We start from the raw sequence: 13,734 nt of genomic DNA, 5'->3' as shown, positions 1-13,734 counted from the left end.
GGTCGCCAACCCCCGCGGCTGGGACATGACCTCGGCCGAGATCGCCGAGGCGCTGGACGTTTCGTGGCAAACGATCAACCGGGTTTGCCAACTGAAGGGATGGCTCACTCGGATTCGCAAGGTCGCGCTGAGGGCCGAAGAAGGGTTCGGCCCGGTCATCATCGGCGGCAACGGGTTCTCCAGCGAAAGCGAGAGCGCCGCACTCGCCCATTACGCCTCGCTCGCCGAGGCATCCGAATGAAGATCCCGCTCGCCGAGGCCCCCCGAGGCTCTGAGCGGGTCCGCCCGGCTGGCGGTCCTCCCAGCGCCAGCCGGATCGGCCGGCGGATCGAGATGGTGGACGCCATCCGGGAGGCCGCATGAGAGCCGCGCGAATCCTCATCAACGGCGGCGAGCGGTACGTCCGCCGCGACGTGCTCGAACGCCTCGGCATCACCGGCCGCCGGATAGACGACCCCGCCCTCCTGCGCCGTGCGGTGCTGGAAGACATCGAGGCCGACCGGGCGGACCTCCGCCGGGACGATGAGAGGGGGCGGGGGTGAGGGACTACGCGGATTTCCTCGCGGCCAAACGGATCATCGATCCGATGACCGGGCTGGCCGATGTGCCGGGCCTGCCGAGCTTCCTGTTCCCGCACCAGCGCGACATCGTAGCTTGGGCTCTCCGCCGCGGCAGGGCCGCGATCTTCGCCGGCACCGGGCTCGGCAAGACGGCGATGGAGTTGGTCTGGGCCGATGCCGTTGCGGGTCACACCGGCCGGCCGGTCCTGATCTTCGCGCCTCTCGCGGTCTCACAGCAGCATATCCGCGAGGCGGAGAAGTTCAACCTTCCGGCCCGGATCGTGCGCAACCAGTCCGAAGTAAGCGCCGGGGTGAACGTCACCAACTACCAGAAGATCGGTCACTTCGATCTTCGGGCCTTCGGTGGCGTCGTCCTCGATGAATCAAGCATCCTGAAGGCGACGGACGGGCACTACCGCACGCGGCTCATTGGCGAGTGCAGCGGCATCCCCTTCCGCCTCGCGGCGACGGCCACGCCGGCCCCAAACGACTTCATGGAACTCGGAAACCACGCCGAGTTTCTCGGGGTCATGTCCTACACCGACATGCTCGCCACGTTCTTCACCCACGACGGTGGGGACACTCAAAAGTGGCGGCTCAAGGGCCACGCCGAGAACGAGTTCTGGAAGTGGATGGCGTCGTGGGCGGTGATGCTCCGCCAGCCGTCCGACCTTGGCTATCCGAACGACGGCTATGACCTTCCGCCGCTCAACCAGACGCAGCACCGCGTGGCGGTAGACTACGCGCCGTCCATAGAAACCGGGATGCTGTTTCCCGTCGAGGCGCGGAGCATGGACGAGAGGCGTGCCGCGCGGCGGGATTCCGTCGAGGACCGGGTGGCGCTGGCGGCATCGATCACACCGGCCGACCGGCCATTCGTCTGGTGGTGCAACCTGAACGCCGAGGCCGACGCCTTGGCGAAGGCGATCCCCGGCGCGGTGAACCTTTCCGGGTCTGACAGCGACGATGAGAAGGAGCGCAAGCTGATGGCTTTCGCGGCCGGCGGGTTCCGCGTGCTGGTCAGTAAGCCGTCGATCTGCGGCCACGGCATGAACTGGCAGCACTGCGCGGATACCGGCTTTGTCGGGCTCAGCGACAGCTTCGAGCAGGTGTACCAGGCAATCCGCCGCTTCTGGCGCTTCGGGCAGACCAAGCCCGTCAACGTCCATTTCATCGCCGCCGAGACAGAGGGTGCCGTCGTCGCGAACCTCCGCCGGAAAGAGGCCGACGCCGAGCGCATGGCTGCGGCGATGGTGCGGCACATGGCTGATCTTTCGTCGGCCGAGGTCCGGGGGGTGGTGCGCACGACGGCCACCTACAATCCCGACAAGCCAATGATCCTTCCCGAATTTCTGGTGGCAGCATGAAACAGACGGCCGGCATCAATTGCGTCAACCAGATCGTGACGCCGGACTATGCGATCTATGAGGCCGACGCTTGCGAGGCGATCCGCGCGGTCCCTGGAGACAGTATCCACTTCGGGATCCACTCCCCGCCATTCGAGGGCCTCTATCGGTTCAGCAACTTCGACCGGGACATCTCGAACAACGAAGGGCCGGGCTTCTGGGAGCACTACGCCTTCCTTATTCAGGAAATCCTTCGGGTCACGAAGCCAGGCAGGCTCCACTCGGTGCACTGCATGCAGTTGCCGACGAGCAAGACCCGACACGGATTCATCGGCATGCGCGACTTCCGCGGGGAAGTCATCCGCGCCTACGAGGACGCCGGATGGATCTTCCATAGCGAGGTCTGCATCTGGAAGGATCCGGTCGTCGCGCAGCAGCGCACGAAGTCCATCCGACTTCTGCACAAGCAACTCGCCAAGGACAGTTCCATCAGCGGGCAGGGGCTCGCCGACTACATCGTCACATTCCGCAAGCCGGGCGACAACGAGGACGCGATCGCCGGGATGCTGACCCGGTTCATCGGCGAAAGCCTCGACGTGAGCGACGAGGCATACCGGCGATACTGCGCCAGCCCCCCGGACGGGACTCCGAATTGGAAGCCGTGGCCGCTCGATATGTGGCGGTCCGTGCTCATCTGGCAGCGGTATGCCTCCCCCGTCTGGTCCGACATCAACCAGACCCGGACCCTGCAATACCGCAACGCCCGCGACGAAAAGGACGAGGTTCACATCTCGCCGCTGCAACTCGACGTGATCGAGCGGTGCATCGACCTGTGGAGCCTCCCCGGCGAGGTCGTGCTGACGCCGTTCCTCGGCATCGGGAGCGAGGTCTATTCCGCCGTCGAGATGGGCCGCAAGGGCGTCGGATTTGAGTTGAAACCGAGCTACTTCCGGCAGGCGGTTCGCAACATACGGGAGCTCTACAAGGCCCGCACCGACAACCTGTTTGTGGCCGCCGAATGAGGCTCCGCACCGTCCGCTGGCGCTGGGACCGCGTGCCTCTCTGGGAGGCCATGTTTGCTTACCGCGCCCTCGCCTCTGTCGCCCGCGTCGAATGGGACGGGGACGTGTGGAGGCTGCACTGGTGAGGATCACCCTTCCCTGGCCGAACCGGAACCTGTTCCCGAACGCCGTCCGCAGGCTCCACTGGAGCGCGCTGGCTGAGCACCGGAAGACCGCCCGCATCGTAGGCCGTTACCTCGCCATCGAGGCGGGCGCCAGGCACAGGACGTTCCCTGAGCGTCCTGAGGTGCTCGTCACCTTCAACCCGCCAGACCGCCGCAAGAGGGACGATGACGGATGCATCGGCGCTCTCAAGCACTATCGCGATGGGATAGCCGACGCCATCGGCATCGACGATGCCAACTGGCGCGTGACCTACGCCATGAGCGACCCGACCCCCAAGGGAGCCGTCATCGTGGAGATAGCCGAATGACCGCATCGCTCCGCGGCAAGCGCCGCAACTATCCCCTGCCGCCCGAAAAGCTCGCTGCCCTCGACGCGGTGATCCGCAAGCATTGGGGCAAGATCACGGCGCTGGAGATCGCCAACATCGCCGGGGAGACACCCTCGGCAGTGTCTAACCGCGCGGCCCGTATCGGGATGCCTCGGCTGACATGCGGCACGATGGGCCACCTCCGGCCGCTGACCATCCGGTGGAGCGCGCCCAAGGGCTACGCGGACGAGACGATCAAGTGGGCGCGCAAGAACGCTGCGGCCGATCGGGAGGCGGCGATGATCCTCGCTCACCACGGCGAGGACGTTCGGCATCTGGGGCACCGCTGATGGACAGGGACCAGCGCGTGAAGGAGATGAAGCGCCGCATCCGGGAGCTGGCCGCGCGCGGCCTCTGCCAGGCCGAGATTGCCCGTGCCATCGGCGTCAGCCGCCAGGTCATCGCCTACCACGCCCGGATGGCGCGCATCGCCGTGCCGAAGGAAGCGCTGGGGGTGCAGCTGGGATGAGCGGCAAGCCCGTGTCCGACGAGCGCAAAGCCGAGGGGTTCGAGCCCGTCGCCGCCGTGGTGGCGCGCATTCTCGCCAAACTGCGGGAGCCGAAGAAATGATGCACAACATCGAGGCGGAGCAAGCTCTCCTCGGCGCTGCGCTCATCAACGGTGATGTCTTCGAGCGTGTCGCCGGCATCGTTAAGGCCGACGACTTCTTCGACACGACGCACGCGGAAATCTGGGATCGCATCAGCACCCGGCGGGCGCAGGATCAGGTCGCCAGCCTCATCACCATCAAGGCCGACTTCGATGGCCACGAGGGGCTGGCGCAGCTCGGCGGCCCGGCCTACCTGGTGCGGCTGGCCGGCGCGGCGATGTCAATCTTCGCCAGCCGCGACAATGCCGTCGTCATCGCCGATCTGGCCCGCCGCCGCCGGCTGGCGGCAACGCTGCAACAGGCGCTCGCCGACCTGGAAGGCGACAAGGACGTGCCGGCCGTTCTCGGGGCCGTGGAAGCCTTCGGGCTCACCGACGAGGCCCGCGGCAAGGCCGACATCATCAATTTCACCAAGGCGCTCACAGAGGCCGTCCGGGGCGCGCAGGCGGCGCAGAGCGGGGAAGGCCCTCAGGCGATGCCGTCCGGGATCGCCCGGCTGGATGAGATGATCGGGGGGTTCTATCCGGGCGACCTCGTGATCCTCGGCGGCAGGCCCGGCATGGGCAAGTCCAGCCTCGCGCTCACCTTCGCGCTCAACGCGGCGCGGAGGGGGTTCGGGGTGGCGGTGGCGTCTCTTGAGATGACGCCGGAAAGCCTCGCGCTCCGAGCCATCAGCGAGGCGACCGACAGGGCCGGACGAGGGGTGGCCTATACCGCCGCACGCAAGGGGCAGATGGAAGATCACGAGTTTGACCAGTTCGTGTGGGCGGCGCAGGACATCCAGCCGCTCCCGATCAAGATCATCCCGCCTTCCGTGCGGGAGATCGGCGAGCTTTACGCTGCGGTGCGCCGCTGCGCCAAGCAGTTCGAGGCCAAGAGCGTCCCGTTCGGGGCGGTCATCGTGGATTACCTCCAGCTCCTCAAGGCAAGCCAGGTCAGGAACCGCTTCGAAGTCATCACCGAAATCAGCATCGCGCTAAAGCAGATGGCGCTGGCGCTTAAAGTGCCGGTCATCGCGCTTTCGCAACTCTCCCGGTCGGTGGAGAGCCGCGAGGACAAGCGCCCGGTCATGTCCGACCTCAGGGAGAGCGGGCAGCTTGAGCAGGATGCCGACCTCATCCTCTTCACCTACCGGGCCGAATACTACATCGCCCGCGAGAAGCCCGAGGACGAGGAAGACCTGCCGGCATGGCGCGAGGCGCTGTCCAAGGCCGGCGGCTGGATGGACATCCTGATCGCCAAGCAGCGCATGGGCGAGACCGGCGCTGTCCGCGTCCGCTTCGATGAGCGTTTCAACAGCATTCGGGGGGTGTCATGAGCCACGCCGCCACCAATTGGGCCATCCGCCAGCGCGGGCTGAAGCCGGCCGCCAAGATCGTTCTCTGGCATCTCGCCGACCGCCACAACCGCGACACGGGGCGGTGCGACCCGGACCAGGTATTGCTCGCCGCCGACTGCGAGATGAGCCGGTCCACCCTCAACGTGCACCTCTCCGAGCTCGAAAAGCGCGGCCTCATCAGGCGAGTTCAGCGCCTTGACGAGCGCACCAAGCGGCAGCTTTCGACCGCCTACATCCTCGCTATGGACGGGGAAAATCCCGTGTCCGAAATCCGGACGCGGGCACAAGATGTAGAGCATCGCGCGCAAGATATGGTGCCTCCCGTGTCCGAAATCCGGACGCGGGCCGTGTCCGGAAAATCGCCCGAGCCGTGTCCGGAAAATGGCGAAAGCCGTGTCCGGAATCCGGACACTAACCTTGGAAGAGAACCAGGAAGAGAACCAGAAGGCGCGCGCGCGGCAGTGCAGCCGTTCGAGGTGGATCGGTCTTCGGAGCAGGATCGCTTCCCCGAGTTCTGGGCAGCCTATCCTCGGAAGGAAAACCGGACCAAGGCCGAGGCTGAGTTCTTCGCGGCAACCCTCGCCACGGACGCCGATGCCATCATCGCCGCGGCCCGGACGTTCGCGTCAGCCGCCAAGGCCGCCGGGCAGGAAACGCGGTTCATGCCGCTGCCGGCGACGTGGCTCCGGGACAAGCGATGGACCGACCAAATCGCCCCGCCGGCCGACGATGAGCGAGCCGCGAAGGTCAGGAAGTGGGATCGGATCGCCAGCGAATACGGAGAACCAGCAGCATGACCGACCAACAGCGCCCGACCCTCTGCCGCAAGTGCGGCGGCCACATCGACCGCTGCGGCTGCACGCCCCTCGCCGAGATCAACGCGGCCCTCCTGCGCCGGAAGCGCGAGGCCGAGCGGCTTGAGGCGATAATCGAGCGCTCCAGAGACGCCTACAGGGACGCCATCCGGCGCTTCCACGTGCAAGCGAACGTGCTTCGCACCGATGCCGAGCTCGCCGTCCTCCGCCGCCGGCTTGCCGATCTCGGGACCGACATCGGCGCCCTGAGGGTCGCCCGCATCGCCGAGCGAGAGCAACGCGACCTCGAGGCGATCAACGCCGACCTACTCCGGCTCAAGCAGGCCGCGGATAGGACGACCGCTGCCGATGGTCTGGCTCGGCCAAGCTACCTCCGGTCTGCCGTTGCGGCATGCGAGCGGAGGATTGCCACCCGCACCAGAGAGGAGTGCTGACCATGTGCAAGCAATGCGCCACCTACAAGCGGCTGCTGGATGAGATGACCAGCATCCCCGAGGGCCTGCCGGTGGACATCGCAATGACCCCGGCCGAGCGCCGTATCCTCGGTGCACTCCTCGGCCAGCCGGGTCTCTGGCTGAGCAGGCACCAGCTCTCGGCCGCTTCCCGCGTCGATCACCCCGAGACGCCCCGCCATGCGATCAAGACGCTCGACGTGCTGGTGAGCCGCCTGCGCCATCGGATCGCCGAGGCCGGCGCCCCTATCGAGATCGAGACCCTGCGCGGCTACGGCTACCGCGCCGCGATCCGGGAGACGGTGGCATGATCCCGGATAGGATGCCTGCGCCGGTCTGCCGTGGAGCGGATCGCAGCCTGTTCCGTTGCATCCGGCGGATGATCCACGATGGGTACGGCGTAGATGACGCGCATGTCGCGACCGGTGCGTCCTACCTCGTGATTTGGGGCGCGCTCAAGCGTGCGCATCGGTTCGGATCGTTCCGGGGGCACCAGAGGATTGCGCTGATCCGCGCCAGCTATGAGCGCGGTATTCGGAGGGCAGCATGATCCCCGCCCTCGCTCTCTACGTCTCCGCTGGGGCCATCGTCGCCGTCATCGCCTGGCAGGCCAATCGCCACCGCCGCCCGGTGATCCGCGCGCTCATCGCCGCCGGCAGCGCCATCGGCTGGATCGGCATCCTCGCCGCCGTCGCCATTCAGGGAGAGCCGGAATGACCGGAATCCTCGTCCTCATCGTCGTTCTCGCCGTCACCTTCGCCCTGTGGCGGTTCGCATGACCCTCCTAGCCATGTGCCTTGACCTCGGCATCAGCGTCCCCCGCCGCGTCCACGAGCGCCAGACCTGCCCCGAGTGCAGCCACCTGCGCCGGAAGCGGAACGAGAAGTGCCTGACCGTGACGCAGGAGCCGGGCCGGGTCGTGGCCCGCTGTCACCATTGCGGATGGGAAGCGGAAGCAAGGGAGCGCGCAGCATGAACCCTATCGGCATCCTGATTTTCTTCGCCGTCGTCGCCGTCTTCTTCGGCATCTGGAGGTTCGCATGATGATGCACTACGACGACACGAAGCTCCGCGCCCAGGTCCGCGAGGAAACGCTGCGGGAGGTGGCGACATGGTGCTCCGAGCGGATGGATGAGGCATTCGGTCGCGGCGACCGCGCGCGCGAGGCCGCGTTCCTCGCCACGATGAATCACTGCTTGGCGCTCAGGGTCAAGACCGTCGTCGCGACGCTGCGCCTGCCCACCGAGGACGACGGTTTCACCACGGTTCACCCTCCGGTTTGGCCGGCGATCGATGGGGGCTTGGACGGATGACCGCCGGCCAGATCAACCGCGTCCTCCATGCCATCAACGCCCTCGCCGATCATGCCCGCGAGGACGGCCTGGAATACTGGCAAATCCTCGCCATCCTGCAAGCGAGCTGCCTCCACCATTTCGCCAGCATGAGCGACGAGACCGGCGAGGCGATCACTACCTGCGCCGCCCAGATCGCCGCCACCATCACCGGAACGGAGAGACTGCATTGAGCAGAGCCAAGGCCAAGAGGAAGGCGCAGAAGGTGGCAACACCCGCCGGGCAGCCCGAGCCGTTCGTGATTGTCGAGCCGACAGTGGAGGCGCGCCGGCACGCGGAATATGAGCGCCGCGAGGTCCACAAGGGCGAGCGCCGGCCCTACGTGCGGATCAACGCCACCCTGCTCGACGTGCTCGAGCGCACCCGCATCCTCACCCTGCAGCACGTCGAGGCCGGCAAGCGGTTCGCTCAGGACTATGCCCGCGTCTGGGGCGGCAGCACCCGCGATAGCTGCGTCCTGCGCATCGGCGGCGAGGTGCACGAGACAGTCTCACAGGCTGAGGCGTGGGCAAAGGCGCGCGCCCGAATGAACACCGTCCTCAATCGCGCCGGGCCGATGGCCTACTCGCTCCTGCGCCAGATATGCGTCGAGGAGCTGCCGCTCGGTCGGAACCGAGGGCGCAACGTTCACCGATACGCCGCCCTCGTCTCAGGGCTGGACGCCTGCGCGGTCGTCTATGGGGTGCCCGAGTATGATGCGGCTTGAATAAACTGCCGGGTGCTGGCCGGGCTGGCGGCGGTGGTGACGCATCTTTGGCGGAGCTACCGAGGACGCTTGACAAAATGCCGGGTGAATGTATCATTCCACCTAGGATGGACCCATGCGCCCGGAGCCGAGAGGCCCGGGCTTTCGCTTTTCAGGAGCCCAGGCCAATGAGCGGCTGGCACCGCACATCCCGCCAGTCCCGAGGCTACGGCGCTGCATGGCAGAGGGCCAGAGCCCAAGCCCTGCACCGGGACAAGCACCTATGCCAGCCCTGCCTCACCCAAGGCAGGGTGACGCCGGCAACCGAGGTCGACCACATCACCCCCAAGGCCAAGGGCGGGACAGACGACATGGCCAACCTGCGCTCCACCTGCCGCCCATGCCACCAGGCCAAGACGGCAGAGGAGAACGGCAGGACGCTGAAGCCGAAGGTGCGGATCGGAGCGGACGGATGGCCTCTGACCGAGACGTGACCCGCACCCTCACCCTCGACATGGCCGACCCTATGGCCATCGTGCACTACCTCGCCGCTGCCACAGAGGACTGGACCGATGAGCGGCGCGGCGCACTCGGCTCCGACATCGGGGCAATGCTCGACAGAGGCGACGGCATCGACATGCACCAGACTGCGGAAGGCATGGTAGCAGTGGCCTCGGCCGAGTTCCTCGACATCCTCTCGCGCCACGGCCTCACCGGCTGACAGGGGGGGGCGGGTCGGAAACCTGAGGCCCTCGGCCTCCGGGACCGGCGCGCCCTGAATTTTCCACATTTGCGGATTGATTTCCGGGAAGGGGCAACCTGATGGCAACCCGAGGGGCCAAGCCGAAGGCGGCTGCGCTCCGTCTTGTGGACGGGACGCACAACGTCACCCGCCACGGGAAGGTGGCCGATGCGCAGGCCGCGGTTGAGATCGCGGTTGAGGCTTTCGGTCCGCTGCATCAGCCGCCCGGATTGAAGGGCGAGGGCCTGAAGGCGTGGAAGCGATACATCAAGCCGGCGGCGTGGCTGGACGGATCGAAGGAAGCTGCGGCGATTGCCTTCTGTGAGTTGTGGCAGGAGTTCCGCTTCGCGCCGACGAGCTTCCCGGCGTCGAAGCATGGGCAGATGCGGGCTTACATGGCGGAGCTCGGGCTGACCGACGAGCGGAACCGGAAGGCCGGCGACGAGAAGGCCAAGGATGAGTTCTTCGACGACTGACCGCGCAACGGCTTATGCCGAGGCCGTGGTCGCCGGGGATATTGTCGCTGGGCCGCATGTCCGGAACGCCTGCCGCCGGCATCTGGACGATCTGCGGCGGGATGACCTGGCCTTTGACGTGGGGGCCGCGGCGCGAGCGTTGCGCTTCTTCGAGGGCAAGCTCCGGCTGAGCGAGGGGCAGTTCGAGGGCCGGCCGTTCCGGTCGGAGCCGGCGCAGGACTTCATCATCGGGTCGTTGTTCGGATGGAAGAAGCCGGACGGCACGCGGAGGTTTCGCAGGGCCTACATCGAGCAGGGCAAGGGGAACGGGAAATCCCCGCTTGCTGGCGGGATCGGGCTCTATGGCCTGACGGCCGATGGCGAGGCTGGCGCGGAAATCTACTCTGCCGGCGCGACGAAAGAGCAGGCGTCGGTCCTTTTCCGCGATGCGGTCAAGATGGTGCGCCAGTCCCCGGACCTGGCCACGCGGCTGAAGTTCGCGGGCGGCGAAGGACGGGAATACAACATCGCCTATCTGGCGAAGTCCTCATTCTTCCGGCCGGTCTCGCGGGAGACGAAGAAGACCGGCTCGGGGCCGCGCCCGCACTTCGCGCTTGTGGACGAGCTGCACGAGCACGCGGACGGCGGCATCATAGAGATGCTGGAGCGCGGGTTCAAGTTCCGACGCAATCCGCTCCTTCTGATGATCACGAACAGCGGCTCGGACCGGACTTCTGTGTGCTGGAATGAGCACGCCTTCGCGGTGAAGGTGGCGGCAGGGAACCGGGACGCGAAGGACGAGGACTCGCACTACCTCGGCGAGAGGTGGGGCCGGACGGACGAAGCTTTCTCGTATGTCTGCGCGCTCGACCCCGGAGACGATCCGCTGGACGATCCGTCGTGCTGGATCAAGGCGAACCCGCTGATGGGCGTTACCATCACGGAAGACTACCTCGAAGGCGCCGCGGCGCAGGCACGCGATATGCCGGACAAGCTGAACAACATCCTTCGGCTGCACTTCTGCCAGTGGACGGAAGCGGAGACAGCCTGGATGACGCGGGCGGTGCTTGAGCCCTGCCTTACCGAGTTCGATCCCATGGAGCATCACGGATCGAAGGTCTTTCTCGGCCTCGACCTGTCGCAGAACAAGGACATCACGGCGTTGGCGGCAGTGGTGCCGACTGGGCATGTGGAGATCGTGTCGGAGCGGGATGGCGCGGAGGTCATCGTTCGCAAGCCGACGTATGACGCTTGGATCGAAGCCTGGACGCCGGGCGATACGATTGACACGCGCGGTGACCACGACGGGTTGCCCTACCGGGAATGGGCGGAGGCGGGATTCCTGTCCGCCCCCAAGGGGCCGAGCATCCGCTTCGACCACGTGGCGCAGGCGGTCGCCGAGTACGCCCACGACTTCGATGTGCAATGCGTGGCTTACGACCGATACGCCTTCCGGCGCGGGTTCGAGCCCGAGTGTCAGGCGCTCGGTCTGTCACTGGAATACGTCGAGCATCCGCAGGGCGGCACCAAGAAGGGCAAGCCCAACGATGCGATGCGGTCCGCCGCCAAGCATTCCGACCGTGAGGCGGAAGGGCTGTGGATGCCGGGCTCGGTCCGGCACCTTGAGGACGCGATGCTGGAAGGCCGCATCCGGCTCCGGAAGAACCCCGTGCTGATCTCGGCGATGATGAGCGCGGTTACGGACGAGGACCGCTGGGGCAACCGCTGGCTCGCGAAAGAGCGGACGGCGAACAAGATCGACTGCGCGGTTGCGCTCGCGATGGCGCTCGGCGCGGCGGTTTCATACGAGGCCGCGCCCGCCTTCGATGCCTTGGCGCTGATCGCCTGAACTGTAAAAGGGAAATCCCTATGCGTATCGAACCCGTGACGCTCAGCGTCTTTCGTCCGGCTGCCGCGTAGTCCCGAAAGGGGAATCCCGCCATGACCATCGTGCGCAAGGCCGCCTCTTCGGAGGTCGGGCCTGACCTGGAATTCGTCATGTCCGACGAGACCGTCGACCGGTACGGCGACGTGGTGTCTGCGGCCGGCTGGCAGCTCGCGGCGTTCCGCAAGAACCCGATCGCGCTTTTCGGCCATTCATCCGGGTTCCCCATCGGTCGCTGGAAGAACGTCCGGGTCGATGGGAGGAAGCTGGTCGGTCAGCTAGAGTTCGCGACCGAAGGCACCTCCCTGCGGATCGATGAGCTTCGCCGGCTGGTGGAGCAGGGCATTCTCCGCGCGGTCTCGGTCGGCTTCCGACCGATCGATGACGAGCCGATGGACGAGAAGGACCCGTGGGGCGGTCGTCGCTACACGAAGCAGGAGCTGCTCGAGTGCAGCCTTGTCTCGGTCCCGGCCAACCCATCCGCCCTCGCGAAAGCGATGGACATGCAGATTTCCGACGACGTTCTGACCCTTGCCTTCGGCGAGCATGCCGATGGGGGCGGGGTGGTGCGCCGCGGAGCTACCGGCGAGCGCGCCGCACCCCGAAACGCCCCCATCATGAGGCAGAAGATGACCACTCTCGCGGAGCGCATCGTCGATGCGCAGAACGATCTTGTCGCGTCGCGCGACAAGCTCGTGGAACTGAACGCCGCCGATATGCTGGACCTCGACGCGATCGAGGAGCTGAATCAGCGGATCGAGGTGCAGGAGCGCACCCTCGACGCGCTGAAGTCGTCCGAGGCGAAGCTCGCCGGTACGACGACCAAGACCGGCGAGCCGGTGACTCCGGCCATCAACCGCCGCCCGCTCGGCTTCCCGCAGCGCGAGGTCAAGGGCCTGGACCTGATGGTGCGCTCGGCCGTGACCAACGGCGTGGCGCTGTTCACCGGCAAGTCGGTGGACCAGGTGCTGGACGAGCGGTATCCCGGCCACGAGGCGACCGCTGCTGTCGCCAAGTCGGCGGCGCCGCTCGGCACGACCGGCACCTCGGGCTTCGCGGCCGAGCTGGTGCAGACGACCTACGCGGCCTTCGTGGACGCGCTTCGCGGCAAGTCGATCTACCCCGGCCTCCGCGCCGGAGGCATCTCGCAGTCGTTCGACGCGGCCGGCACCGCCTACATCCCGAGCCGGACGGCCGGTGGCGCCAACGGCTCGTTCTTCTCCGAGGGCAACCCGATCCGCGTCGGTCGCATCACCGTCGCGGCGGACACGATGACCGCTAAGAAGATGGGCGTCATCATCCCGTTCTCGCGCGAGCTCGCCAAGCGGAGCACCCCCTCGCTGGAGGGGATCGTCCGCAGCGCGATCATCGAGGACACGGCGAAGGTGCTGGACCAGGCCCTGCTCGACGCGACGGCGGCGGACGCGGCGCGTCCGGCTGGCCTGCTGAACGGCGTCTCGGCGGTGGCGAGCGGCTACGGCGGCGGCGACTATCAGGCGGTGATCGAGGACATCAACGCCCTGATGGCCGTCTACGATGCCGCGGATGCCTCGGACGGCATCGCGCTGGTGATGCACCCGGCGCAGGCCCGCAAGCTGGCGATGCTGCCCGGGCCGGACGGCACCTTCGGGTGGGCGGACCGCTTCATGTCGGAGTTCACCGTGCTGCGCTCGACCCACGCGACGGCGGGCCGACTGATCGCGATCCGGTTGCCGGAGTTCATCACGGCCTCGGGCGATGCCCCGCAGTTCGATGTCAGCAACACGGCCACCATCCACATGGAGGACTCCTCGCCGGCCGCCATCGGCACCGCCGGCACCCCGAATGTGGTCGCGGCGCCGGTGCGCTCGTTCTTCCAGACCGACTCCATGGGCCTCCGTATGGTCATGGACGTGGCGTGGAAGATGCGCCGGTCCGGCATGGTCCAGTGGATCGACGG

The 13,734-nt window shown here is 66.8% G+C and carries 20 protein-coding genes; all 20 read left to right on the top strand.

Annotated features, from left to right (window positions below; translation table 11 throughout):
* A partial coding sequence (locus tag PLC66_RS18950) for a MerR family transcriptional regulator (protein WP_324543409.1) occupies nucleotides 1-241 on the top strand: 241 nt, incomplete at its 5' end.
* Between the two features lie 118 nt (nucleotides 242-359).
* Nucleotides 360-542, top strand: coding sequence for a hypothetical protein (locus PLC66_RS18945; RefSeq protein WP_324543407.1), 183 nt, complete (start codon nucleotides 360-362; stop codon nucleotides 540-542).
* A complete protein-coding gene (locus PLC66_RS18940; RefSeq protein WP_324543405.1) occupies nucleotides 539-1,927 on the top strand; it encodes a DEAD/DEAH box helicase family protein in 1,389 nt (462 codons plus the stop codon). The genes PLC66_RS18945 and PLC66_RS18940 overlap by 4 nt, the downstream gene beginning before the upstream one ends.
* Entirely contained in the window at nucleotides 1,924-2,928 is a 1,005-nt protein-coding gene (locus tag PLC66_RS18935; protein ID WP_324543403.1) for a DNA-methyltransferase, read from the top strand. The genes PLC66_RS18940 and PLC66_RS18935 overlap by 4 nt, the downstream gene beginning before the upstream one ends.
* Before the next feature lie 121 nt (nucleotides 2,929-3,049).
* Nucleotides 3,050-3,400, top strand: a complete 351-nt coding sequence (locus PLC66_RS18930; RefSeq protein ID WP_324543401.1) for a hypothetical protein — start codon at nucleotides 3,050-3,052, stop codon at nucleotides 3,398-3,400.
* Nucleotides 3,397-3,750, top strand: coding sequence for a hypothetical protein (locus PLC66_RS18925; protein ID WP_324543399.1), 354 nt, complete (start codon nucleotides 3,397-3,399; stop codon nucleotides 3,748-3,750). The genes PLC66_RS18930 and PLC66_RS18925 overlap by 4 nt, the downstream gene beginning before the upstream one ends.
* On the top strand, nucleotides 3,750-3,929 hold the full coding sequence (locus PLC66_RS18920) for a hypothetical protein (protein ID WP_324543397.1): 180 nt from the start codon (nucleotides 3,750-3,752) through the stop codon (nucleotides 3,927-3,929). Before PLC66_RS18925 ends, PLC66_RS18920 begins: the two co-directional genes overlap by 1 nt.
* Nucleotides 3,930-4,026: 97 nt before the next feature.
* On the top strand, nucleotides 4,027-5,388 hold the full coding sequence (locus PLC66_RS18915; RefSeq protein ID WP_324543395.1) for a DnaB-like helicase C-terminal domain-containing protein: 1,362 nt from the start codon (nucleotides 4,027-4,029) through the stop codon (nucleotides 5,386-5,388).
* Nucleotides 5,385-6,206 carry a helix-turn-helix domain-containing protein gene (locus tag PLC66_RS18910; RefSeq protein ID WP_324543393.1) on the top strand — a complete coding sequence of 274 codons (822 nt, stop codon included), beginning with the start codon at nucleotides 5,385-5,387 and terminating at the stop codon, nucleotides 6,204-6,206. Before PLC66_RS18915 ends, PLC66_RS18910 begins: the two co-directional genes overlap by 4 nt.
* On the top strand, nucleotides 6,203-6,658 hold the full coding sequence (locus PLC66_RS18905) for a glutamyl-tRNA reductase (RefSeq protein ID WP_324543391.1): 456 nt from the start codon (nucleotides 6,203-6,205) through the stop codon (nucleotides 6,656-6,658). The genes PLC66_RS18910 and PLC66_RS18905 overlap by 4 nt, the downstream gene beginning before the upstream one ends.
* Before the next feature lie 2 nt (nucleotides 6,659-6,660).
* A complete protein-coding gene (locus PLC66_RS18900) occupies nucleotides 6,661-6,987 on the top strand; it encodes a winged helix-turn-helix domain-containing protein (RefSeq protein ID WP_324543389.1) in 327 nt (108 codons plus the stop codon).
* Nucleotides 6,988-7,222: 235 nt separating this feature from the next.
* The gene (locus PLC66_RS18895; RefSeq protein ID WP_324543387.1) at nucleotides 7,223-7,393 is read left to right on the top strand and encodes a hypothetical protein; all 171 of its coding nucleotides are present in this window, start codon (nucleotides 7,223-7,225) and stop codon (nucleotides 7,391-7,393) included.
* 323 nt (nucleotides 7,394-7,716) lie between these two features.
* Nucleotides 7,717-7,989, top strand: a complete 273-nt coding sequence (locus tag PLC66_RS18890) for a hypothetical protein (protein WP_324543385.1) — start codon at nucleotides 7,717-7,719, stop codon at nucleotides 7,987-7,989.
* Nucleotides 7,986-8,201: a hypothetical protein gene (locus PLC66_RS18885; RefSeq protein ID WP_324543383.1), complete on the top strand. Its 216-nt coding sequence runs from the start codon at nucleotides 7,986-7,988 to the stop codon at nucleotides 8,199-8,201. Before PLC66_RS18890 ends, PLC66_RS18885 begins: the two co-directional genes overlap by 4 nt.
* Nucleotides 8,198-8,734 carry a hypothetical protein gene (locus tag PLC66_RS18880; protein WP_324543381.1) on the top strand — a complete coding sequence of 179 codons (537 nt, stop codon included), beginning with the start codon at nucleotides 8,198-8,200 and terminating at the stop codon, nucleotides 8,732-8,734. The genes PLC66_RS18885 and PLC66_RS18880 overlap by 4 nt, the downstream gene beginning before the upstream one ends.
* A gap of 77 nt (nucleotides 8,735-8,811) precedes the next feature.
* Complete coding sequence (locus tag PLC66_RS22960) at nucleotides 8,812-9,207, top strand: HNH endonuclease (protein WP_503012239.1); 396 nt, start codon at nucleotides 8,812-8,814, stop codon at nucleotides 9,205-9,207.
* Nucleotides 9,186-9,434: a hypothetical protein gene (locus PLC66_RS18875; RefSeq protein WP_324543379.1), complete on the top strand. Its 249-nt coding sequence runs from the start codon at nucleotides 9,186-9,188 to the stop codon at nucleotides 9,432-9,434. The genes PLC66_RS22960 and PLC66_RS18875 overlap by 22 nt, the downstream gene beginning before the upstream one ends.
* Before the next feature lie 101 nt (nucleotides 9,435-9,535).
* On the top strand, nucleotides 9,536-9,931 hold the full coding sequence (locus PLC66_RS18870) for a hypothetical protein (protein ID WP_324543377.1): 396 nt from the start codon (nucleotides 9,536-9,538) through the stop codon (nucleotides 9,929-9,931).
* Nucleotides 9,912-11,759 carry a terminase large subunit gene (locus PLC66_RS18865; protein WP_324543375.1) on the top strand — a complete coding sequence of 616 codons (1,848 nt, stop codon included), beginning with the start codon at nucleotides 9,912-9,914 and terminating at the stop codon, nucleotides 11,757-11,759. The genes PLC66_RS18870 and PLC66_RS18865 overlap by 20 nt, the downstream gene beginning before the upstream one ends.
* Nucleotides 11,760-11,851: 92 nt before the next feature.
* On the top strand, nucleotides 11,852-13,734 hold a 1,883-nt coding region (locus PLC66_RS18860; protein ID WP_324543373.1), incomplete at its 3' end, for a phage major capsid protein.

The organism is Thauera sp. (assembly GCF_035444905.1).
In the GTDB taxonomy this organism is placed as follows: Bacteria; Pseudomonadota; Gammaproteobacteria; order Burkholderiales; family Rhodocyclaceae; genus Thauera.
This window is presented reverse-complemented; position numbering and strand designations above follow the sequence as displayed.

What these genes read in the sequence shown, in the direction of transcription:
- PLC66_RS18945 (WP_324543407.1), top strand. Translation starts at nt 360, where the DNA reads ATGAGAGCCGCGCGAATCCTCATCAACGGCGGCGAGCGGTACGTCCGC.
- PLC66_RS18935 (WP_324543403.1), top strand. Translation starts at nt 1,924, where the DNA reads ATGAAACAGACGGCCGGCATCAATTGCGTCAACCAGATCGTGACGCCG.
- PLC66_RS18925 (WP_324543399.1), top strand. Translation starts at nt 3,397, where the DNA reads ATGACCGCATCGCTCCGCGGCAAGCGCCGCAACTATCCCCTGCCGCCC.
- PLC66_RS18920 (WP_324543397.1), top strand. Translation starts at nt 3,750, where the DNA reads ATGGACAGGGACCAGCGCGTGAAGGAGATGAAGCGCCGCATCCGGGAG.
- PLC66_RS18915 (WP_324543395.1), top strand. Translation starts at nt 4,027, where the DNA reads ATGATGCACAACATCGAGGCGGAGCAAGCTCTCCTCGGCGCTGCGCTC.
- PLC66_RS18910 (WP_324543393.1), top strand. Translation starts at nt 5,385, where the DNA reads ATGAGCCACGCCGCCACCAATTGGGCCATCCGCCAGCGCGGGCTGAAG.
- PLC66_RS18905 (WP_324543391.1), top strand. Translation starts at nt 6,203, where the DNA reads ATGACCGACCAACAGCGCCCGACCCTCTGCCGCAAGTGCGGCGGCCAC.
- PLC66_RS18900 (WP_324543389.1), top strand. Translation starts at nt 6,661, where the DNA reads ATGTGCAAGCAATGCGCCACCTACAAGCGGCTGCTGGATGAGATGACC.
- PLC66_RS18895 (WP_324543387.1), top strand. Translation starts at nt 7,223, where the DNA reads ATGATCCCCGCCCTCGCTCTCTACGTCTCCGCTGGGGCCATCGTCGCC.
- PLC66_RS18890 (WP_324543385.1), top strand. Translation starts at nt 7,717, where the DNA reads ATGATGATGCACTACGACGACACGAAGCTCCGCGCCCAGGTCCGCGAG.
- PLC66_RS18885 (WP_324543383.1), top strand. Translation starts at nt 7,986, where the DNA reads ATGACCGCCGGCCAGATCAACCGCGTCCTCCATGCCATCAACGCCCTC.
- PLC66_RS22960 (WP_503012239.1), top strand. Translation starts at nt 8,812, where the DNA reads ATGCCGGGTGAATGTATCATTCCACCTAGGATGGACCCATGCGCCCGG.
- PLC66_RS18875 (WP_324543379.1), top strand. Translation starts at nt 9,186, where the DNA reads ATGGCCTCTGACCGAGACGTGACCCGCACCCTCACCCTCGACATGGCC.
- PLC66_RS18870 (WP_324543377.1), top strand. Translation starts at nt 9,536, where the DNA reads ATGGCAACCCGAGGGGCCAAGCCGAAGGCGGCTGCGCTCCGTCTTGTG.
- PLC66_RS18865 (WP_324543375.1), top strand. Translation starts at nt 9,912, where the DNA reads ATGAGTTCTTCGACGACTGACCGCGCAACGGCTTATGCCGAGGCCGTG.